This window comes from Agrobacterium sp. ST15.13.015 (assembly GCF_027871645.1).
Lineage (GTDB): Bacteria > Pseudomonadota > Alphaproteobacteria > Rhizobiales > Rhizobiaceae > Agrobacterium > Agrobacterium leguminum.
On the sequence record NZ_JAQAHF010000014.1, the window covers coordinates 49,838 to 71,457 of the forward strand.

The 21,620-nt window shown below is 58.6% G+C and carries 17 protein-coding genes; 10 read left to right on the forward strand and 7 right to left on the reverse strand.

All coding sequences use genetic code 11. The annotated features are described in order from the left end of the window. Positions 1–50: 50 nt before the first annotated feature. Positions 51–1,274: a glycosyltransferase family 4 protein gene (locus tag PIB16_RS20515; protein WP_065657093.1), complete on the reverse strand. Its 1,224-nt coding sequence runs from the start codon at positions 1,272–1,274 to the stop codon at positions 51–53. Positions 1,275–1,766: 492 nt separating this feature from the next. Between PIB16_RS20515 and PIB16_RS20520 the strand changes: the two genes are divergently transcribed. The 7 genes from PIB16_RS20520 to PIB16_RS20550 all read left to right on the forward strand — a co-directional run bounded on the left by PIB16_RS20520 (position 1,767) and on the right by PIB16_RS20550 (position 11,345). Beyond that, on the forward strand, positions 1,767–3,095 hold the full coding sequence (locus tag PIB16_RS20520; protein WP_271046271.1) for a hypothetical protein: 1,329 nt from the start codon (positions 1,767–1,769) through the stop codon (positions 3,093–3,095). Between the two features lie 144 nt (positions 3,096–3,239). Next, a complete protein-coding gene (locus PIB16_RS20525; protein ID WP_271046272.1) occupies positions 3,240–4,352 on the forward strand; it encodes an acyltransferase family protein in 1,113 nt (370 codons plus the stop codon). A gap of 181 nt (positions 4,353–4,533) precedes the next feature. Continuing rightward, positions 4,534–5,385 (forward strand): hypothetical protein, encoded by an 852-nt coding sequence (locus tag PIB16_RS20530; RefSeq protein WP_271046273.1) that lies wholly within the window; start codon positions 4,534–4,536, stop codon positions 5,383–5,385. 130 nt (positions 5,386–5,515) lie between these two features. Next, positions 5,516–7,774, forward strand: a complete 2,259-nt coding sequence (locus tag PIB16_RS20535; protein ID WP_271046274.1) for a polysaccharide biosynthesis tyrosine autokinase — start codon at positions 5,516–5,518, stop codon at positions 7,772–7,774. Then, positions 7,761–8,438, forward strand: coding sequence for a hypothetical protein (locus tag PIB16_RS20540; protein ID WP_271046275.1), 678 nt, complete (start codon positions 7,761–7,763; stop codon positions 8,436–8,438). Before PIB16_RS20535 ends, PIB16_RS20540 begins: the two co-directional genes overlap by 14 nt. 79 nt (positions 8,439–8,517) lie before the next feature. Further along, on the forward strand, positions 8,518–10,089 hold the full coding sequence (locus tag PIB16_RS20545) for an O-antigen ligase family protein (protein WP_271046276.1): 1,572 nt from the start codon (positions 8,518–8,520) through the stop codon (positions 10,087–10,089). 56 nt (positions 10,090–10,145) lie between these two features. Then, entirely contained in the window at positions 10,146–11,345 is a 1,200-nt protein-coding gene (locus PIB16_RS20550) for a glycosyltransferase family 4 protein (protein WP_271046277.1), read from the forward strand. Between the two features lie 21 nt (positions 11,346–11,366). On the opposite strand, the gene PIB16_RS20555 is transcribed toward PIB16_RS20550, so the two are convergent. Both PIB16_RS20555 and PIB16_RS20560 read right to left on the reverse strand, forming a co-directional pair. Then, complete coding sequence (locus tag PIB16_RS20555) at positions 11,367–12,467, reverse strand: glycosyltransferase family 4 protein (RefSeq protein ID WP_080857416.1); 1,101 nt, start codon at positions 12,465–12,467, stop codon at positions 11,367–11,369. 55 nt (positions 12,468–12,522) lie between these two features. Further along, a complete protein-coding gene (locus PIB16_RS20560) occupies positions 12,523–13,671 on the reverse strand; it encodes a glycosyltransferase family 4 protein (RefSeq protein ID WP_125144891.1) in 1,149 nt (382 codons plus the stop codon). Positions 13,672–14,082: 411 nt separating this feature from the next. Between PIB16_RS20560 and PIB16_RS20565 the strand changes: the two genes are divergently transcribed. Both PIB16_RS20565 and PIB16_RS20570 read left to right on the forward strand, forming a co-directional pair. After that, positions 14,083–15,420, forward strand: a complete 1,338-nt coding sequence (locus PIB16_RS20565; RefSeq protein WP_271046278.1) for an SGNH/GDSL hydrolase family protein — start codon at positions 14,083–14,085, stop codon at positions 15,418–15,420. Between the two features lie 127 nt (positions 15,421–15,547). Next, on the forward strand, positions 15,548–16,966 hold the full coding sequence (locus tag PIB16_RS20570; RefSeq protein ID WP_271046279.1) for an O-antigen ligase family protein: 1,419 nt from the start codon (positions 15,548–15,550) through the stop codon (positions 16,964–16,966). A 9-nt stretch (positions 16,967–16,975) separates the two neighbouring features. On the opposite strand, the gene greA is transcribed toward PIB16_RS20570, so the two are convergent. Next, positions 16,976–17,458: a transcription elongation factor GreA gene (greA, locus tag PIB16_RS20575; protein WP_271046280.1), complete on the reverse strand. Its 483-nt coding sequence runs from the start codon at positions 17,456–17,458 to the stop codon at positions 16,976–16,978. Between the two features lie 255 nt (positions 17,459–17,713). On the opposite strand from greA, the gene PIB16_RS20580 reads away from it, so the two are divergent. Then, positions 17,714–19,111: a family 16 glycosylhydrolase gene (locus PIB16_RS20580; protein ID WP_271046281.1), complete on the forward strand. Its 1,398-nt coding sequence runs from the start codon at positions 17,714–17,716 to the stop codon at positions 19,109–19,111. A 78-nt stretch (positions 19,112–19,189) separates the two neighbouring features. On the opposite strand, the gene PIB16_RS20585 is transcribed toward PIB16_RS20580, so the two are convergent. The 3 genes from PIB16_RS20585 to PIB16_RS20595 form a co-directional block, all read right to left on the reverse strand. Next, on the reverse strand, positions 19,190–20,104 hold the full coding sequence (locus PIB16_RS20585) for a TIM barrel protein (protein WP_065657285.1): 915 nt from the start codon (positions 20,102–20,104) through the stop codon (positions 19,190–19,192). 425 nt (positions 20,105–20,529) lie between these two features. Next, complete coding sequence (locus PIB16_RS20590) at positions 20,530–20,943, reverse strand: hypothetical protein (RefSeq protein ID WP_271046282.1); 414 nt, start codon at positions 20,941–20,943, stop codon at positions 20,530–20,532. A gap of 56 nt (positions 20,944–20,999) precedes the next feature. Next, the gene (locus PIB16_RS20595) at positions 21,000–21,491 is read right to left on the reverse strand and encodes a hypothetical protein (RefSeq protein ID WP_065657082.1); all 492 of its coding nucleotides are present in this window, start codon (positions 21,489–21,491) and stop codon (positions 21,000–21,002) included. Positions 21,492–21,620: the final 129 nt, after the last annotated feature.

A 21,620-nucleotide genomic window follows, 5' to 3' on the forward strand; every position in this document is an offset into this window, starting at 1 on the left:
AGGCGCCCTGCCCGCGGCTGAAAGATCAGCGCGTGGCATCCGCAGGCCCGTCATGCGGCTGCAGCCTTGCTTTTCGCCAGCACGTCTTCATAGAGTTTCACATAATTTTCGCCGACCCGCCGTGAGGTGGATTCCTCGACGATGTTTCCGAAATCCGCTTCCGTCGGTAATTCTTCGCGCGAGAGCGTCAGCACGCGGCGGATACGGGCGGCAAGGTCGGTGGCGTTGCCTGGCTCAAACAGCCAGTCATGGTTGGTCTCGCCGATCAGCTCCGGAATGCCGCCGGAGGCTGCGCCGATGACCGGCACGCCCATGGCATAAGCCTCGTAGATCGTGCGTGGCGAAGGTTCCGCCCAGAAGGAAGGAACGATGAGCACGTCAATCTCTTCGAGAAACTCCTTCGGTTTCGCCCAGCCGACGAATTCAATCGGCAGATCGCCGGCCTGAGCCGTGAAACGTTCGATCGAATCGTCCATCGCATGGCCGGCGACCAGACAGCGCCAGTTGCCGTGACCGATTTCCTTGAAGGCATCGACCATGTTGCCGACGCCTTTTTCCGTATTGATACGACCGATATAACCGAAGGTCAGCGGCCGGCCAGTGCGGTCGATCTGCCGGCGGGCGACGGGATCGCCCTCGGGAACCGTGCAGGAATAAAAGATGACGCGGCGCAGGCTTTCCGGAATGTGGTGGAAAAGCCCGTGATTGACATGCGTCTTGAGGATTTCCGTGCCGACGCTTGCGACAGCCGCGATATAGCGCTGCGTGAATTTCTTGGTGAAATTCACCGCCTGGCAGCCGAGATGGATGTGCTCGCAGGGCTTGCCGCCCTTGAACATGGCGGCGTTGCCGCACAGGAGATCATATTCGCAGATCGTGTGAACGATCGGAATGCCGCGCTTATGCGCCGCCCGCCACACCAGCGTCGTCACATCCAGCAGCGAGTGGGTGTTGAGAACGTCAGGCTTGAAATCGTCGAGAACGGCCTCGAACTGCTTTTCGACGTCGAAATTCCACTGCTGCTTGAGCTTCTGCATGCGCCGCTGCTGCGGCGAATATTGCGGCCAGTCCTCGAGCCAGAAATCGTTGTTGTGGAACATGCGGTAAACGGTCACGCCGTTGCGCATGGTTTTCGGTTCGGCCTGCCGCTCGATACAGGCGGCGCCGACCGTATGTCCCATGGAAACGAGTTCCTCGGCGAGGTGTTCGACCGAGCGTTCGCATCCACCAACGATATGCGGCGGATAAAGGCTGCTAAGATGGAGAATTCTCATGCGGATACGCTCTGTTTTCCTTCATCGAAAATCTATGGCGTCCATCCCGGGCTCGTTCGTCTCACCTCATTCAGGAGACCAGTGAGACATCTGCAAAAATAAAAGAGCCGGAGCAGAACTAATGTTTGAAAATATGAATTACCAAAATCTACTTTTCAAAAAGCACGGGAATCGGCGCTATTTCAAGTGATTTTTTTCGCGGCGCGGTAAAAGCCATGCGGTGTTGCGAAAAGAACCGGTCTCGTGTTACGGTTTAGCCACTTTAAAGTGCAGGCAATCTGGAGAAATCGGTTGCGTTGCAGCTTGTGATTATGTTCGAGTTGATAATATCTTTTTATTTCAAACACATGAATTTCAGGGCGGTTGTAGATGCCGAAAACTTCCAGGACATTCTGATTTCGAAGCCTTGAGAGGCATCATCGCCATTTAAACGGCGACGTCCGTGTGATGACGTCTGGCTTATATTTTCTCCGGACACACCAGGAGGCGCAGATGAATGGAAAAACGCCGATCACCATGGGCAGCCTGACACGGCGCAACCTGCTTTCAGCCGCGCCGCTTGCATTAGTCGCCGCCTCCGGTTTGCAGGCCATTCCCGCACGGGCGCAGACGGTTGCTTCGGCCAGTACCGAAGCCTTTCTGGACAGTGTAGGGGTGTGCGGTCACTTCACCCGTCCCACGGGCGTTTATCCGGAACAGTTCGAGCGGATCGTGCCTGAACTCGAAGCACTGGGCGTCCGGCATCTGCGCGATGACGGGCTGATCACCGCGAGAGACAGTCGCAACAGCCCCGTCTTTCGGCGGCTGCGCCGGATCGTGGCGGCTGGCGTTCGCCTCACTGTCATCTGTTACGACAATCTAAACCCTTACGTTTCCACGCCGCTCGACAGACTGGCGGATTTCTACGACTGGTGCGACGCGGGTATCGATATTTTCGAGGGCAGCAATGAGCCTAACCTGACGAAGGACCCGCAAAATGCTCCGCGAATTTCGGCGGAGCATCAGGCGGCGCTGCACGACGCCATCCGCTCGGTTCCGCGCCTGGGTGCGGTGCCCATTGCGGCGCCAAGTTATGTCCTGTCGAACAGAGCGCTGGCGCTGGACCTGAAAAATGCCTGCGATTACGGCAATATCCACGCTTACGCCGGGATGGAGCATCCCGAAACGATGGGTCCGGGGGCACTCTCGAAATCCGTCGCCGCTTCGGCGCATATAGCGGCCGGCAGGCCGGTGCTCGCCACGGAAATGGGCTATCATACCTCGCTGCAAACCAAGACCTTTCATTTCCCCGTCACAGAAGGCATCAAGGCGCGCTATATGCCGCGCATGCTGCTCTGGTGCTTCATCAGCGGTATCCGCCGGTCCTACATCTATGAAATGGTTTCAAGCTTCGCCGCCGATCAGACAAACCCGGAATCCTCCTTCGGCCTCCTCCGCCACGATCTGAGCCGCACCCCCGCTTACGAGGCCGTTCGCGCCCTTCTTTCCCTCTGCAGGGCAGAACGGCAAACCGGGCCGGAGGAACGACGGCTCGATTTCCTCACTGCCGATTCCCAAAGGTCGTCGATGCATTTGGTGAGACCGGACGGTGCTTTGCTCGTGCCCGTCTGGCTTGGAATTTCCGGCTGGCAATGGCCGGCCCGCATCGAAAACCCGCCCGCCGAACGGATTGCGACATTTTCGGTGGCCGGCCAGCATAGTCACGTTATCGCACACCGTTTCCGCGATGACGGCTCCGTGAGCCAACAGACAATCACGCAGGAAAGCGGGCAATACCGGCTTTCGGTCAGCGACCAGCTTACGGTTCTGGAAGTTTTCTGAATGGCACCGACGAAATGCCGCATCGCAAAATTGTGTGTATCGCGTCGCGTTATTGCATGATAGCCTGCTTGAATACTGGACTTCCGCCCCGCAAAAGCGGGCGCAATATAATACTAAATATATCTTTATTTTTACAGATTGACGATGATGAAAAACTTTAAAGAAGCGCCCGCTGCCGGGTCGCAACGTCTTGATGTTCTTCAGGTGATGCGCGCCGTCGCGGCAACCATGATTGTTGCGCTGCACGCGGACGTGAACTGGCAATTCACGCTTTTTCCACTGCATCTACTGCGACTGGGCGGCGGTGTCGACCTGTTTTTCGTCATTTCCGGATTTGTCATCGTTTATGCGTCCCGGCCCTATTTCGCAGCGGCAGGCGGCCGTTCGGCGTTTCTGCTGCGCCGGTTTCTCCGCATCGTTCCGCTTTACTGGTTTGTGCTGACCCTGCGGCTTGCCATAGCCGCCAGCGTGCCCCTTATCAGTGCAAAGGCCTTTCCACCGTTACAGTCGATCCTCACCTCCTACCTGTTTATCCCCTATGACAGCATGGGTTATGGCGACGCCTATCCGTTTCCGCTGATCGATCTCGGCTGGACGCTGAATTACGAGATGTTCTTTTACATCGTTTTCGCAGCGTTCATCTTCCTGCCGCTGGAGCGCGCGGTATTCACGACAGCCGGCGTGCTGTTTGCCGCTGTCATGATCGGCTCCGCCTTCGATCTCGGCCTGCCGTTCAGCTTCTGGTTCAAGCCGATCATTCTCGAATTCGTCGCGGGTATGTTCATTGCAGTCCTCTTCCTGCGAGGCGTTCGCCTGCCGCCCTTGCTCGGGCTTGCAACGGCCCTGTGCGGCCTGGCGATCTGGATGCTGACCGATCTGAGCAGGATAGGATTCAAGTGCGACCCGGGCTGTTATTCCTTTTCGCGGCTGCTGGTTTTCGGCGGCGGCGCGATTTTGCTGATGGCAGCGGCGACCTTGACCAGAAACATCTCCCTGCCCCGTTTCGCACGGCCGCTGGCAAAACTCGGCGATTCATCCTATGCGCTTTACCTGCTGCACCCGTTTATTTTCCAGGGCTTCAAGATTGCGCTCGGCGGCGTCACGTTCCCGCCTGAATGGAGCAACCTCGTTTATCTCGTCATCGTCGTCAGCACCGTCGCCATAGCCCACACCTTCCACGTCCTTGTCGAAACGCCGGCCAATATCTGGCTGCGTGAGCGGCTGATAACAGCGCCACGGAAAGTCGCCGTATCATGAACAAACCGGAGAAAGGCAAGGGCGGCCGTTAACAATAGGTGATGCTTTCCGCCGCAGGTTTATTTTAGCGCTTGATCCTTTGCTTGGGCTGTGCGATTTAAAAAGAAATTTTAGATGTTGGGTAATCTTGCCCGGCATTGGATGTATTTAAAGTCGTATTTTAAAAGATTTGGAGAGTTGGATGCCCCGCATTCGTAACGGCTCGATGCTCGTTGGTGCGATGTTTATTGCCAGCATGGGTCTCTTTTCCGCTGTCGCCAACGCACAGAACGTGGAAACGTCACCGCCGGCCGCACCGCAGCAGGCGCCCTCGGTTGAGAGCGCTGTAACAGGCGCACCCGTCAAGGCCGCCGATGAAACCACCGCTGCATTTCTGAGCCGCGTCAACACCACCAATCCGGACACGGTTTCGATTGCCGCAGCGGAACTGTTCAAGCAGTCTCCGACGCAGGGTATGATCAGGGACCTGGTCACCATCGCTTCCAGCACGGATGCGGCAGCGGCCGACGTAACCGGAAAAGTGACGAGCGGGTTTCCGATCATCGCCATTTCCACCAGCGCGGCACAGTTCTCCGAACAGCTTTCCAGCCTCATCCTGAGTGACTCCGGCCAGTTGCCGACCATCGTCGCACTGGCTCAGAAGGTCGGTAACAAGGACTTCTCCGAAGTCGTCGGCGAAGGCCTGGCCCTTGCCCACGCCACCGCGATGAGGAACGGCAATTCGATACTCGCAGCAGCGATCCAGTTGCAGACAAAGGGTGCCAACGTACCCGCCGATCTGCTGATCGCCTTTAGCGAGAATATCGAAGGAACGGCTGCCGGTCCGGCCGCCCCTGCGGCGGCCGCAGCGGCGGCTTCGCCGATCGGCGGCGCCGGTTCCTCGCCGGCAAGCGCCAACAGCATCGGCGGTTCGGGAACGGCAGGTGCCGCAGGCGGCACCGCACAGGCGGGTGGCGGAAGCCCGCCGGCTGGCCGCGGCAGATCGCTTTCAACCGGCAGCACCAGCACGACGACGAGCACAAGTCCCGTTTGAGTTTGGGTTTGTCGCCTTTCCCTAAGGGAAGGCTGCTGCCAGTTCTGTGATGCAACCGTGACTTGGCGGGCGCTGCGCCCGCCTAAAAGAGCGAGGCTGACAGTTGTTGCAAAGGCACGATCCCCTGACGATGGCTGACTACGATAAAGGCGGGCTGACGTCCGAGTTTATCGATATCGACGCCGTTCTTGCGATGTTTCGCCGGCAGTGGCGCATCGTGCTTGCCGCGGTGGCAGTCGCCGGGGCAATCGGCCTCGCCTTTGCCGCAACGGCCGTTCCGATCTATTCGGCGACGGCGACGCTGCTGATCGACCGCAATAACAGCCAGATTGTCGAACAGCTTTCGACAATCGGCGGAGTCATAGAGGATGAGGCTTCCATTCTCAGTCAGGTCGAGGTGCTGCAATCGGAAACCATCGGGCTTGCCGTTGTCGATAGTCTCAATCTCACGGAAAATCAGGAATTCAGGGCAACGCGTGCGTCGCTTCTGAGCTCGATATTCGGCACGATCCGCTCGCTCGTCAATGTTTCGCAATGGTTCTCGCCAGCGAAAAAAGAGGCGGTGGTTGATAATGGAACCCTGAAGAGATCGCTGTCGGACCAGCTGCTCGATGGCCTCAGCGTCAAGCGCATCGGCCGGACCTACGCGCTGGAACTCACCTATAATTCGACATCGCCGGTGCTCGCCGCGCAGATCGTCAATGCCGTGGCCTCGGCCTATCTGCTGGACAAGCTGAATTCCAAATATGAGGCGACGCGGCGGGCCAGCGACTGGTTGTCCGACCGTATTGCCGAGCTGCGCCAGCGGGCGCTCGAAACCGATCTGGCCGTGCAGAAGTTTCGCGCCGAACATAATCTGATCTCGACCGGCAATAACAGCCTGCTCTCCGATCAGCAGCTGGCGGAATCCAATAGCGCTCTGATTTTGGCGCAGTCGGAAACCGCCAGGGCAAGGGCGCGGGTGCAACGCATCGAACATATTCTCGCCACCGACGATGTCGATGCGGTCGTTACCGATATTCTCGACAGCTCGGTCGCCAACGACCTGCGCAAAAAATATCTCGAAGCTTCCAAGATCGAAGCGGAAATCACCGGCAGGCTCGGCAGCAACCACGTTCAGGCGGTACGTCTGCGTAATGAAATGCAGGAATACCGACGGCTGATGTTCCAGGAAATCAGCCGCATCGCGCAAAGTTACAAAAGCGATCTGGAAGTCTCGGAAGCGAGGGAAAAGTCGCTCGCCGAAAGTGTCGCCAAGGCGACCGACATCAGCAACTCGGCCAGCGAGACACAGGTTCAGCTGCGCGAATTGCAGCGCGAAGCCGAAACCTACAAGAACATGTACCAGACCTTCCTGCAGCGATATCAGGAAGCGATGCAGCAGCAATCCTTCCCCGTGACGGAAGCGCGCGTGATTTCCAAGGCGATGCCGCCCAGAATTCCGAGCAAGCCGAACAAGCCCCTCATTTTGGCCCTGTTCATGATCATGGGCGCTGCGGCCGGTGGCGGCATCGCCATGTTCCGTGAATTCCGCGACCGGTTTTTCCGCACCGGGGAACAGGTTCGAGACGTTCTCGGGCTGGAATTCCTCGGCAATACCCCGCTCATCCAGAACAACAAGGCCATAATAGAAGATCAGGAAGGCGGCCATCCGGCCCTTACGCGCCCCACCAGCGTTGCGCGTTACGCGGTCGACCATCCGCTCTCCTCCTTCGCCGAAACCCTGCGCAGCACTAGGCTCGCCATCGATCTCGGTATTCCCGCCAAAAGCGGAGCGCGGATTGTCGGTGTCGTCTCAGCCTTGCCGAGCGAAGGGAAATCCACGATCTCCATCAATCTGGCGCAGCTGCTTGCCGGGCAGGGTGCGCGGGTCCTGCTGCTGGATGCCGATATTCGCAATCCCGGCGCAACGCGCGCCATGGCGCGTCACGCGAGCGAAGGCCTGCTCGAAGTATTGCTGGAAGGCCGCAGCGTGCAGGATGTGCTGCTTCGTGACGAAAAGACACGGCTCGCTTTCCTGCCCACGGTGGTCAAACAGCGTGTCCCTCATTCCTCCGAACTGCTGACCTCGGCGCAAATGCACAAGCTGCTGGCCGAAGTGAGCAATGCTTTCGATTATATCATCGTCGACCTCCCCCCGCTCGGGCCGGTGGTCGATGCACGCGCCATGGCGGGGCGGATCGACGGTTTCATCTTCGTCACGGAATGGGGCAAAACCGCCCGCAGGGCAGTGCGGAACACGGTGGAGAATGAGGTTCATATCCGCAAGAAGTGCCTCGGCGTCGTCCTCAACAAGGTGGACACCGAAAAGCTGAAGCTTTATCGCGCCTATGGGTCGAGCGAATATTATCATTCGCGCTATACACGATATTACCATGACCAGGCGTGACGGTGTGGTGCGCCTGCGGAAAATCCTCGCGGTCGTACCGGTCCTCGTCATTTCCATCTTTGTCCTGTCCGTGGCGGCGCAGGCCTTTTCGCAAAGCCGGCGGTTTTCCGATATTGTCGCATTGGCGCGGATCGCCGACGACAATAATGGCCTCGCGCCAGATCTCCTTGCGGAAACGGTCCCTGAACTCCAGCCCATCGTTAGCGAAAAAATCTGCCGTTCGGATATCGTCAAAGCCGGACTAAGGCTCGTTCTAGCCGATCTCGATGCAAATGGCGTCGATCCGGCATCCGATCCCGGCGCGACGCGTCTCGGTTTTGCCGAAACCTTTATTCGCCATTCGCTCTCTTGTTTTCCCGCAAATGGCGATGTCTGGCTGCGTCTTGCCATGGTTCGCTCGCTGCGCAACGCCTCGCCGATGGAAGTCGCCGTGCTGATGAATTTCTCCCAGCTCTATGGGCCTGCCGATGCCAATCTGATCCGTGGGCGTTTCGTGATGTGGCAGCAGTTTCCGAAGAACACCTTGCCCGAGGCCGAGACGACCCGCGAGGCGGATACGGCCGTCGTCTGCGGCAGGCAGGGGGAAATCCTGCGATGGACCCTGGCGGAAGTCTGCCCAAAGCCACCGTCGGCAGACACAAAACGTCCCGCGCCGCTGTCATGATCTGAAACAATGAAACGGCTGAGCCTCGTCGATATTCGCGGCATAGCCACCACAAACAATTCCGACAAAGCCCAAAGATATGTCGCTCACCGAAGCCCGATCAGAACCGCTCTCCTCCTCGCAGCCCCCACTCGTGGCGGTTCGGGACTATGTCCGGCCGGTCGCAATAGCCGCATTCTGGGCAATATTTCTGCTGGCGCTTCTCAATAGGGGCGCAACGGAAATAGAAAGTCGCATCGTCGTCACGGCCGGGATCTATCTCCTGCTGGTGCCAGGAATCCTCCTGTTCGGACCACCGAAGGCCGGTGCGGGCAAGGTACTCGCAGCAGCCTGCCTTTTATTGGGAGCGCTCATCGTTCAGGTGCTGTTGCAGACCTCCTACATACCCGGCATCGCGCGCCTCAATCCGGCATGGTCCACCGCCGCCATGTTCATGCAGACTGCGCCAGCCGCCACAATCTCACTGACGCCGGCGGATGACCGGCTCGGCCTCATGAGCGCCGCCCTGCCCTTCGGCGCCTTCATGGCCGGCCTTGTGCTTTTCGATAGCGACGAGCGTGCGGCAAAGACGCTGCGATGGTTCGCAATCGCCGGTGGCTGGCTCGCGCTGTTTTCCATCGTGCAATTCGTGCTTTTTCCCGAAGCTCTCGGCCTCATCCAGAAGCGCTTCTACCTCGGCAGCCTTACCGGCCTTTTTGTCAATCGCAATACCGCCGCGACCTTCTTCGGTCTCATCCTTCTCACGCTCGCCGTACTATTACACAAAAGCCTCCTCGCTCCGGATTGGGCCAGGGTAAAGGCGCTCGTTGCAAATCGCCTCACCGTGCCGGCGGAGCAGAAACAGCTCATCCGCAGGGCCGCTTTTCTTGGCGTCCTCGCGGGCTTTTGTTTCATCGCATTGATGCTGACGGGATCGCGTGCGGGGATCGGCTCAAGCCTCGCAGCGCTGATTGTCCTGATCCTGCTGATTGTGTTCAACTCTCCCCCCAGAGCCGGCCGCAATGGGGCCTTCAGCCGGCGTAGGCAGCGCGGGACGAGACGTCGTGCCGCGCTCCTGATCGCAATCGCCATCGCCCTCTTCGCGCTTTTCGCCAGTCGGGTGGCGCTTCGCATGGAAACGCGTTTGGAAGATGACATGCGCTTTTGTTATATGCCGGGCATCGCCCGCGCCATCGCCGACAATTGGCCGCAAGGGTCGGGCCTTGCAAGCTTTACGGAAATCTACGCGCCCTATCATGTGGCGCGGTGCGGGGTGGACGCCGTCGTCACCCATGCCCACAACGTCTACGCCGAAGGGCTGCTGACACTCGGCGCGGCCTTCCCGTTTTATCTCGCTTTTTTTGTGCTCATCCAACTGGTGATTTTCATTCGCGGGGCACTGAAACGCAGAAATTATCGTTATGCCTCTCATCTCGGCCTTGCCGCGCTGCTACTCGTCCTGCTGCATTCGACGCTTGATTTTTCGCTGCAGATTCCAGGCTTTGCCATGGCCTATGCCGTTTTCCTCGCCCCGGTCGTCACGCTTTGCCTGAACCCGCCCGGAATGGAGCGGGAAGGCCGCAAACGGCGGAGACAATTTCCGGAAGACGCTGCAATGCCGGCGCCGGGACATTCAGGCCAGACAGTCCAAACGCCGCTTCGTCTGCAATAACGGATTTTATGAATGCAAAACAGGTTTCGTGATCTTGAAGGCGCAGGAATTTGAGCATGCGGATATTGCAAATAACCTCGCTGTTTTCTCCCGATCGGGTGGGCGGCGCGGAAGTATTCGTGGAAGACCTCGCGCGTGGACTTGCGGATAAGGGGCACACCGTCGCGGTGGCCGCCATCTCGCGTGAAGAGCAGGCAGCGGAACAACGCGACGGTTTCACCATTCACCGCCTCGGGCATACCACGCCGTTCTTTATCGGCGACTGGGGGCAACAACCGGAATGGAAGCGAAAATACTATAAGATCGCGGTGCAGCTGGATCCGCGCCTCGTTCGCCGGCTTGCGCGTGTCATCGATGATTTCCGGCCGGACGTGGTCAATACCCATTCGCTATCGGAACTGACGCCGCTGATCTGGCCGATGATCCGCAAGCGTGGCGTTCCACTGGTTCATTCGCTGCATGATTTCACGAGCATGTGCACCAATGGCTCCCTGTTTCATGACGGGCATATCTGCGATGGCAGCAGCAAAAAATGCCGTGCCTTTTCTTATCTCCACCGGCGTTGCCAATGCGCGGTCGATGCTCTCGCCGGCGTCGGTCGCGATATCGTCGAACGCCACGTGCGGGCAGGCTTTTTTACCCATGTTCCCGAAAACCGCCGCACGGTGATCTGGAATGCCATCTCACCACCCGATTCGCCAGAACCGCGCATTCCCCGCACGCCCGGCGAGCCGCTGGTTTTCGGCTATCTGGGCCGCATCGAAGCGGCGAAAGGGGCTGACTTGCTGATAGAAGCGTTGCGGCTTTTGCCGCCGCAGGGCTGGCGAGCGGTCATGGCGGGCCGCGCGCCGGATGGCATCGAGGCCTATCAGCAAAAGGCAGCCGGCCTGCCTGTCGAATTTCCGGGCTATGTGGAGGCTGATCGTTTCTTCGCCGGCATAGATTGCCTCATCGTGCCGCCCCTATGGCCGGAGGCTTTCGGCCGCACAGTCGCTGAAGCCATTTTGCGCGGCGTACCCGTCATCGGCTCAAATCTTGCGGGTGTCGCCGAACAGATCGGCGCGGACAGGCCGGAACACCTGTTCGCCCCGGGCAATGCCGCCGAACTGGCCGCACGCATGGCAGAGGCGATGCGCAATCCCGCCATGCTTGCGGAAACACCTGAAACCCGGGAGCGAATTCGTCAAGGCGTTGAGCCCAAAGGGGTCGTCGCGGCGTATGAGAAGCTCTATGCGGATGTGTGCAAAACCGCATGAGCGTGACGACAGCGCCCCTCTTCAGGCTGCGGCTCCTTGCTTGAAAAGCCGCGCGTAGCTCTCCGCCGCCTTCCGCCACGAATATAATTTGCGGTTTTCATGACCCGCCAGGCGGAGATTTTCTGCCAATTCCGGATTATCCAAAAGTCTCTCGAGCGTGTCGACAAGGCTCTGGGCATCCGCCGGATCGAAAGTCAGGGCGCCTTCGCCGGCAATCTCCGGTGTTGCCGAACGATTGGAGCAGACGACCGGGCATCCCAGCTGCTGCGCCTCCAGCACCGGCAGGCAGAAGCCTTCATAGGTGGAGGGGACGCAAAGGCAGGCTGCGTGACGGTAAAGTTCGGCCAGTTGCCGGTCATCTATGCCGGAAAGCCGGATCAGCCGGGCCTTCAATTCCGGATCGTCCAGCGCGCCGGCGATTTCCTCCGCCTCGTCGCGGCCAACATGCACGATGCGCAAATCCGGCCATTTTTTACCGAGTATGGCAAAGGCTTTGCCCAGGAGAGCGAAATTCTTATTGGACGTCGCGTTTCCGACCGCCAGTATGTAGCGTCCGGGAACAGGCGGCAGCGTGTCGAAAACCCCGGGATCGACATTCAGCGTGCTATCGGAATGAATGGTGATGCTCTTATCGGCAGCGGCTGGATAGAAACGCCCCAGATCCTTCCGCGTCGCTTCGGATACGCAGATGACCCGATCCGAACCGGCCATCATCAGCTTAAAGATGAAATCGGTCGTCAGGGTCGCCCGCCAGCCGATCTGTTCGGGAATGGTTTTGAAATAAAGATCATGAACAAGGGTGAGACGCCGTTTGCCGCCGAGGGGACTTCCGAAAGGATCGGCATTAAACAGTACATCGATACCGTGCCGGCGGCAGAGCGCGGGCAGCATCGCGGCCTGACGCACCACATCGAAAACCATGACGCGCGGCCGTGGGATCTGGATGAGCTGCAAGCGGCTGTCGCGCAGGTTTTCAGGCAGTTGCGCCCGCGTCCAGGGAGAGCGCAGAACATAGTCATCACCCGTCTGCTCCAGCAGCCGCTCCAGCAGGCTGAAGGTCACGCGGGCCACACCAGAGGCCTTGCCACCATATTGGCTCGGCATGTTTACGAGAATGCGCATCCTGACCCTTCCGCCTGCCGGCATTGCCTGTTCCTGTCGATCGCCGGACGAAACTTCACGCCGCCTCCGTCAGTAGCGCGGAAACGGAGCGGCAGGTTTCCTCCAGCGAGAAACGCTGGCTCACATCCTCCCGCCCCTTTTGCGCCAGCCTTTCCGCCAGTGCTGGTTGCGACAGGACACAGCCGATCGCCGCTGCCAGCGCCGATGCATCCCCCGGCGGCACGAGAAGGCCGGTTTCGCCGTCACGGATGATTTCGGTAACACCGCCGCCGCGCGTGGCGACAACCGGACGCCCGCACATCATGGCCTCCACCACCACACGGCCGAAGGGCTCGGCAACAATCGAGGTATGAGCAACCACATCCATCGCCGCCATCAGTTCCGGCACATCCGGGCGGAAACCGAGAAAACGGACGCGACCCTCGAGACCGAGACGGGACGCCTGTTTGCGGATGCGCGCCTCATAGGCCTCCTGCCCGAAAAGCGCACCGCCGACGATGACCGCCTGCACGCCCTCCATCGCCGCAATCGCGTCCAGAAACACATGTTGTCCCTTCCATTCGCTCAGCCGGCCAAAAAGGCCGACAAGCGGTTGCGGACCAAGGCCCAGTTCCGCACGCAGCCGCGCGGCGGTGCCAGGCTCGTAAACCCTTGCTTTCGCAGGGTCGAAGCCATTGTAAACGATGCGAACCTTATCCGCCTCGCCGCCGGCCTCGATGAAAGCCCGGCCCGTCTCTTCGGAATTGACAGCCACCAGCCTGGCGAAAAGGCGCGCAAATGCCAGCGAGGCGCGGCGATTGGTGGCGCTGAAAGCCGGATCGGTGACGATATCGTGTAAAATCCAGACAAGCGGCCGGCGGCTGAGCTTCGCGGCCAAGGCACAGACAAAAAGCGCCTTTTGCGAGTTGGCGCAGATCACATCATAGTGCCTCGCCTCCCGGCTCAATTGCCAGGCAACCGCCATCACGTCGGCCGCCCCGTGCAACAGGGCCCCGAAGGACGCGTTGCGGCGGATCGACAGCATTTTTTCTCCGGCAGACAGCATGATCGGAGCCCGCCCTGCATCAACGAGATCATCTGCGGCCGCACCGCCACTGAGAAAACAGGCGCGCCAGGAGTGCGGGCCCGCCTTGACGAGGTCCGTCAGAAAAAGTTCGGCGCCGCCCTTCTCTCCGGTATGGCTGACGAAAAGAGCGGATGTCATGGCGTCTCTCCTGCCGGATGAGAGGACCGACGATGCACCTGTCTGTGATTGCGGGCATGAACAGCCGGCCGGCAAAAAGAACGAACCTGCCCGAAAGCGACGTGAATATCTTCACCGAAAACCGCGTGGAACCGCATGTCGCCAGATAAAAACACCAGCCTTAAACCTTTTCTTGTAATAAAATTCAATAATAACAATAATTCTAGAATAATATTCTATTTTTATACTTCAAGCGAAATCAGAGAAAAATTCCTGACGCTCGTTTTCACGCACTGTTTTCTGTTTCGCGCCCGGCATTTTTCCCCGGTCCTCGTGGCGGAACTATTCTGAAGCCAGACCAGGAGAACGAACGATGACACCGCCCGAACACAACATATGCATATATACGGCGCGAACGGAAGAGGTGGTGGCATGATCGGCTTAACGCTCGGCATACGTCCCCGAAACATGGGTGACATCGGTTTTTCCCTGACCGCGTTCTCGCCCTTGCGGGCCCGTCTGGCGGCCGGCCAGAATGCCACGATCTTCGTGAACGGCGACAGCACCGCCCATGCCGAAGCCGGACCATTTCAACAATTTGCGATGATGCTTGGCGATCTGCACGATACGACTGTTGTTTTATACCGTTGGGCGGAATGGGAGACGAGCGCCACCACCGGGCCAAAAACCTATGCGGCCCCGGTCACGCTGCGCGCCGGTAAGGAGGCGACGCTGACGCTCTATCTTGCGACGCTGCCCGGCGGCATGGCGGGTTACATGCTTGCGGAACAGCGCGCAGCAGCGCTGAAGATTCCCCGTCCCGATCTCTGCATCATGCATCAGGGCCACAATATGCAGACCTTCGAAGCGTCCGGCGGCATTTTGAGCTCCGGACGATCCACCCTGCTCGGACCGCTGGGAATGACTGAATGGCAGTGGCCAAACGCTCCACAACTCATCACCACCCAGAACCCGTGGCGGGATGGGACGGGTTACGACAAGGTCTATCAGGCAATCCTCGACCTGGGCCGAGCCCATCCGAACCTCACGCTGGTGGATACGCATGCCGCATTTCTGGCGAAGGGCAAGGACGCCGCCCTTTATCGGGACAATATTCACCCGAACGAGGCGGGATCCCGGCTGATTGCCCGGACCCTGTTCAATTCCTATCTGGGATCGGCAAGCGATAACAACTTCCAGACACCTTGCTGGCCAAAGCTGCCTGCTGCCAATCTCATCGGCAATGGCGATTTCACCGATTGGACTGGTTCCGTTCCGACAGGTTGGGGCATGACCTCGCCAGGTTCCGCCACCAAAGCTACCGACATCACCTTCTCCCCGTCCTTCGCAAGCAGCCTCGCCCTCTATCCAAATGGCAGCCAGATCGCCGGGCTTACGCGCAATTTCCGTAACGCGGAAGCCATATCGATGATAGGCAGGACCGTTTCTTTTGCCGTACTTTACAAGAATAACGAGAGGCAGCGCTTGCCATACATCACTTTGATTGCAAAAAGCGGTGGCGCAGTCCGGACAATCGTTTGCTCCGCCCTGCAATTCGGAGGTGCCAACATCGCCGGCAATAGCGGCTGGATGTGGGCGATCGCCAACGGGGTCGCCATCGACCCTGACATCAACCCGGCGGGGTATAGTTTCTATCTGCGAATCCTTCCGGCATTCGGTACCAGCGCGCCCACCTCGAATGAACCAGTTCACATTCAGCGCATCATCGCGGTCGAAGGGGATTTGCCGAAAGGCAATCTGATCTCATGAAGAAACGATAAAATAGCTTGCGCGGCGACGTCATCGAGCCCACTAATAACCGCCATATTATATTGATTGCCACGCGGTAGCGCTGTCCTGTGGACGGTCGAAATCCGCCCACAGATTGAGACCGCGGATGAAAAGACCAGCAAATCATGCGGCATCGCGCCAGCCCGCTATACCGGGTTTTGTTTTGGCAATGCCGCTTTACCCTTCAAAGACAATCAACATTCCCGGCATCCTTCTCACGACATTCGTTTTCGCTATTGGTTTCTTCATTCAATGCAATGTGGCGACCAGCAATATCGGCCTGCGTTTCCTCAACATTACCGACATGCTGGTGCTGATGACGCTGCCCGTCATCGCCCTGCTTTACATTCGCTGCCTGACGCCGTCGATTATCCTGTTTTATCTTCTCCCGCTGACGGTGCTGTTTGTTCTTACGACGCTCTTTGCAGATGCGCGCGGTGATGGCGAGTTTTACACGACGGCGATGACCTATTTTTATGCGGTCTATTTTCTGTTCTTTGCCTATATGCTGTTCAAGGAAAACCTGCTCGAACTGTTCTGCTGGGGCGTATTTGCGGGCTTCATAGCGGTGACGATCCTGCTTTTCCTGGACATCGTCATCCATGACCAGCTCGCCTCCCTCGGATTGTCGTTCATGTTCGATGAGGCGGGCGTGCTGGAGCTTGCGGCAAAAGGTGAGATAACCCCGCTGCTTTTGCGCGTCGAAAAGGCAGGCGGCATCTGGCCCGTCGGCAACACGGCTGGACCGGCCTTCGCGCTGGCCGGAGCAGCAGTGGCCTATGTCGCCGAACGCCACAAGCGCCCCGCGTTGTTTGCCGTGTTTCTGCTCGTATATCTTGCCAGCTTTACCCTTACGCTTAACCGCTCGGGAGTATTTGCCGTCCTTGCAATCGGACTCTATTTCTACGTCCGGAATTTTTCGGTCAAAATGCTGCTCAGCACCTATTTCGGTTTTGCCTTGTGCGCCCTCGCCATCGCCGCCGTTTTGCCGCTCGGCGCTTTCGACTTTGCGGAACAGGCCTTTTCGAAACGTTTTCTCGAGGACAGCAATAGTAGCAACAACTTGCATGAGCGGTGGGAGACGATCACCGGCGGCTTTCAGGTCATGTTCCAGCATCCTTTGGGCATAGGATTTACCGCGCGATATGAGGAACTTGCGCGGATATCGAGGATCGGCACACCACATAATGGTTTTATAGCCACCGCCTATGCTTCCGGATTGGGATTTTGCATCATGAGCGCCTTCGCGCTTTTCTATGTAATTTTCCGAAAACGGAAAATCGGCTTTTTCGCCTATTCGGCAATCGGCGTCATTATCGGCTATCAATTTGAAGAGCTGAATTTCAACCCCGTCTTCATGGCCCATGTGGGACTTGCGCTTGCCTATGCCGCCATTGATCTGGACTTCAGGCTTTTCCTAAAAAACACGATGATGCGGATGCTCGGAACGGCAGACAATGCCCGCAACCGGGAAGAAGGAAGCCTCATCGGCAACAGACCTGGTCTAAATCCACCTATGTTCTGACCGAACGCTTCAGGCGACGTCGAGGATCTCGATCTCCCTCCCGCCCAAACTGACGAGATCGCCGGCCGCTTTTCCCATCAGCACCCTTGCAACCGGGGAAACATAGGACATTGTTCCCGCCGCAGGATTGGCCTCGTCCTCGCCCACGATCCGGAACCGTTGCGTTCGCCCGTCATCGCGGCTGAATGTCACCAGGCTGCCGAAAGCGACGACGCCATCCGCTGGCGGATCAGGCATCAACTGCGCGGTGCGGACCCGCTCGGAGAAATATCGCAGATCGCGAAGCGGGCTGGCGGAAATGCGTCGTCTTTCATTGATGTCTTCAATGGCATTGGCCGCCTCACAAGCTTCGCGCGCCAGACGCAACTGCTCTTCCAGCGCCTTCAGCCCGGACTGCGTTACCAGATTGGGATGAGACGAGATTACCCGATCCGGCAGAACGGTTTCGGCTGCGGTTTCCGCACTGTCTTCCTTGGTAAAGGCTACGCTCAATCCTGACACTCCGTTCCCGATATACCCAATCCTGCCACCGCCCGCAGGGGCACCGCAAGACCGCGCTGCGCCAGTTCAAAAACGAATATGTAACAGGCGGAAGCGGGTCATGACAACGCACCCCCTCAACAGCTGAATGCAACCGCAACGGAACATACCCCTCATATTTCGGCCTAACATGAGGCTTTTTGCCCTGTTAGGGTGTGCAGCAGGAGGAGTGAGGAGACACCAACGCTAACGGACAGGAGACGGTTCATGGCCCGGACAGTAGTGAATGCGCTTGGAGACACACTCTATTACAGCGGCAGTTCCACGGGATTTTTCTCCGCCACGGGTTCCGGCCCGCTGCTCACCGGCACCGCAGGCAATGATTCCATGTGGGGCGACAGTTCCGTCAATGTGACCATGGCGGGCGGCACGGGCGACGATATTTATTATCTCTATTCCAGCATCAATCGCGCCGCCGAAAATGCCGGGGAAGGCATCGATACCATCGATACCTGGATGAGTTACACCCTGCCCGACAACTTCGAGAATCTGCGGGTAACGGGTGACGGGCGTTATGCCTTCGGCAATTCGCTCGACAATATCATCACCGGCGGGTCCGGCAGCCAGACGATCGATGGCGGGGCCGGCAACGACGTGCTGTTCGGCGGCGGCGGGGCCGACACCTTTGTTTTCACGAGCGGCAACGGCACCGATCTCATCACGGATTTCAGCGCCAATGACACGATACGGCTCAATGGCTACGGCATCACCTCTTTCGATCAGCTTGTCGGCAGCGCCACGCAGCAAGGCAGCGACCTGTGGCTCAATTTTTCGAATGGCGAGGCCATCGTTCTTGCTGGAACGACCATAGACGACCTTCAGGCCGACCAGTTCGAACTCAGCCTCGACCGATCGTCCCTCACCCAGACCTTTGCCGATGAATTCGATACGCTGTCGCTGCGCAGCGGCGATCAGGGCACCTGGGACGCCAAATATTGGTGGGCGCCGGAAAAGGGAAGCTCGCTGACGACGAATGGCGAGGCGCAATGGTATATCAACCCCACTTATGCCGGCACATCGGAGGTCAACCCTTTCAGCGTCGAGAACGGCGTCCTGACCATTACCGCCGAGGAGACCCCGCAGTCGATTGCCGACGAGGTCGAGGGGTATGATTACACCTCGGGGATGCTGAACACCTATTCCTCCTTCAGCCAGACCTATGGTTATTTCGAAATCCGCGCCGATATGCCGACCGACCGGGGCGCCTGGCCTGCCTTCTGGCTCCTGCCCGAAGACGGTTCCTGGCCGCCGGAGCTCGATGTCATCGAAATGCGCGGTCAGAACCCCAATACGCTCATCATGTCCGCCCATTCCAACGCCTCCGGTGAACAGACATCGGTCATCAACAATGTCAGCGTGCCGAGCACCGAAGGGTTTCACACTTACGGCCTGTTGTGGGATGCCGAGCACATAACCTGGTATTTCGACGATGTCGCCGTGGCGCAGACGGATACGCCCGATGATATGCATGACCCCATGTATATGGTCGTCAACCTTGCCGTCGGCGGTACTGCGGGAACGCCATCGGACGCGGATTTCAGCGACGGCTCGCAGATGATGATCGATTACATCAGGGCCTATTCACTCTCCGACTGGGCCGCATGAATTAAAACGCCGGCAGTCGCATGGGGACTGCCGGTGTTTCAAACATCAGCCTGTCGGCTTACGCCTCGTCCAGGCCCATCACTCGGCCGCGAGCTGGGTGCGGGCGCTATTTAGCGCGATCAGATGCCGCGCCGTTTCCAGGCTTGCGGGCTGTTCGGCGCGATAACGGCGACCGATTTCCATCATCAGTACGGTATCGGGCAGGAAGGAAAGTTCCGAGAAGATGTCCTGCCAGTCGATATCGCCCCAGCCGAGCGGCATGTGCAGATCGCCGATGCCGAGTGCTGTGTTTTCCTGCGGGAAATAGGGCTGATAGAAGCCCTGCGGGCGGCCGAAGGAATCGTGCACATGCAGATGGCCGGCAACCGGCGCCATGGCGCGAAGTTCATGGCGGAAATCGAGGCCACGATAGGTGGATTCGAGATAGGCATGGCTGAAGTCGATCAGCGCAACGAGATTGTCGTGACCGACAGCCTTCACGGTCTCTGCCACTTCGGCCGGCGTCTGGCGATATTGGCCGGGTTCGGTGGAGAAGATATTCTCAAGGGCGATGCGCACGCCATAGGGCCGGCAGAATTCCGCCAGTTCGAAAAGCGCTTCCCGCTCGCGGCTGTCTGCATCGGCCCGTTCGGCGATCTGGTCGGCACGCAGCGCGCCGCTATGCTGGACGAGGATGCCCGCGCCGATACGGTCGCATAGAACGGCAAGCGCCTTGGCCGCATCGATCTGGTAACGGCATGTCACCGGATCCATGAAATTCGAAGAGACGAGACCGTGCACGGTGTAGCGGAAGTCGAACTGCTTTGCGAGCGACACGAAACGGTCGGCGCGCTCTTCGATGATCCGGCCGCCGGCGATCATGTCGAGGCTTGTTGCGGCGATTTCCACGGTATCGCAGCCAATTTCGGCAAGCGCACGCAGATCGTTTTCGAGGGTGGCCAGTTCGCCATCATCCGAGCCGGCGTTGAAGCCGGTACCTATAAGATTGCTCACTTCGTCATCTCCAGGGCAAGAAGGTCATGGGAGTTCAGACGCCGCACATGCGACGCCACTTCAAACAGGTCCGGGCGGTCGATATTGACGTCGTCTATCCCGGGCGATGCGATGTCGTAAGAAAGTCCCAGGTCGCCGCCGTGTTGGTAAAAAGCGACCGGGACATGATGATCCGTTTCCGTTGAAACCGATCACTCAATTAAGTTTCTTCATTTACAGCTTTATGACATTTCCGCAGGCAAACAGCAGGGAGAGCGGGCGTTCGCGGCCGGACAGGCGGCGGCATCGTGAAGAAGTGCGCGGGAGGCTGTCAAAAGGTCAGGTTGCGGACACTCGGGTCCGCTCAAACGGCGAAATGGCCGCAAATTGCGGTGATAGGCCTGCGCGCCAGAACGTCGACACCGGATGTCTTCCGGTGGGAGGTGCTAACCTAGATTGTGCACCATGAAATAAATCAGCCAGCAATGCGCGACGGCCAATATCGCCCACGCCCATTTTGCGGCCCTGATATCGGCATCGACAATCCTGTTTCGGATTTCGGCCCCGCCCGACGCTTCTTTTCCGGCTCGATCATCGCCGACGGCGGATGCGGGCAATGTCTGGAAAACGGGCTCGCTGACAACATAGAGCCTGTCGCTGCGCAGAAGCGGGCGCGGCTCGTCCTCAACGCTCTCCGCATCGGAAAGAATATCGTCGTCGGAAACGCAATTCACCGCCACAAGCTGCGATGACATCCCCCCGTTACGCACTTGACCTCTATTGGGCATCATAATGTTCCACACAATAAAAATAAAAATATTCCCGGGTGAATTCCGATAAAGCCGTGCTTTACCGGACATGCCGCAATACGCGCATCCATGCCTTCCGCCCGTTGACCCAAAGAGCGCCCCCGCGGTCAGGCCACCGGGACCCCCGGCAAACCACGCCTGCCCGCATAGGGTTTTGCCTCCCGCTGGATCAGGAAGACGGATTTTTCCACCGGCAGCGGCTCGATCGTCCGGTAACGCTGAAACCGCCTGGAATATTCGAACCGGATGAGCCTGTCGTCGAACTTGCCCGCCAGAACGCGATAGCCGTTGACGAATTCATTCAGGATTTCCAGTTCTTCTCCCCACACCCAGCCGCCGTAGGACGTCCCCTCATTCGAACGCAGCACGATCTCGAAAAAGTGCCCGCCCGCCACCAACGGCATCCGAAAGAGAATATCGAGATTATCCTCGTCCTCTTCGTCGCCCTTTTCCGCCGACAGCCTGGCATGCGCGACCTTCGCATGGACCAGCGCCGAGACCGGATAGAACGGACGGCCCTTGAACCACATGAATTCACTGACCGCATATCCGACATCGTCGGCACGCTGGTAAGGCTCGATACGCGGCTCGAAGGCCATGTAGCTTCCGTTAAACGCTATCACTGTCGAAAATTCCCGATGCCTGCCCGTCGCATGTCCGCTGTTTTCCACCCGTCATTCATGCTTCTGTCTGCGACAATAGGCAGGCCGCGTCACACCAGCGTCAAA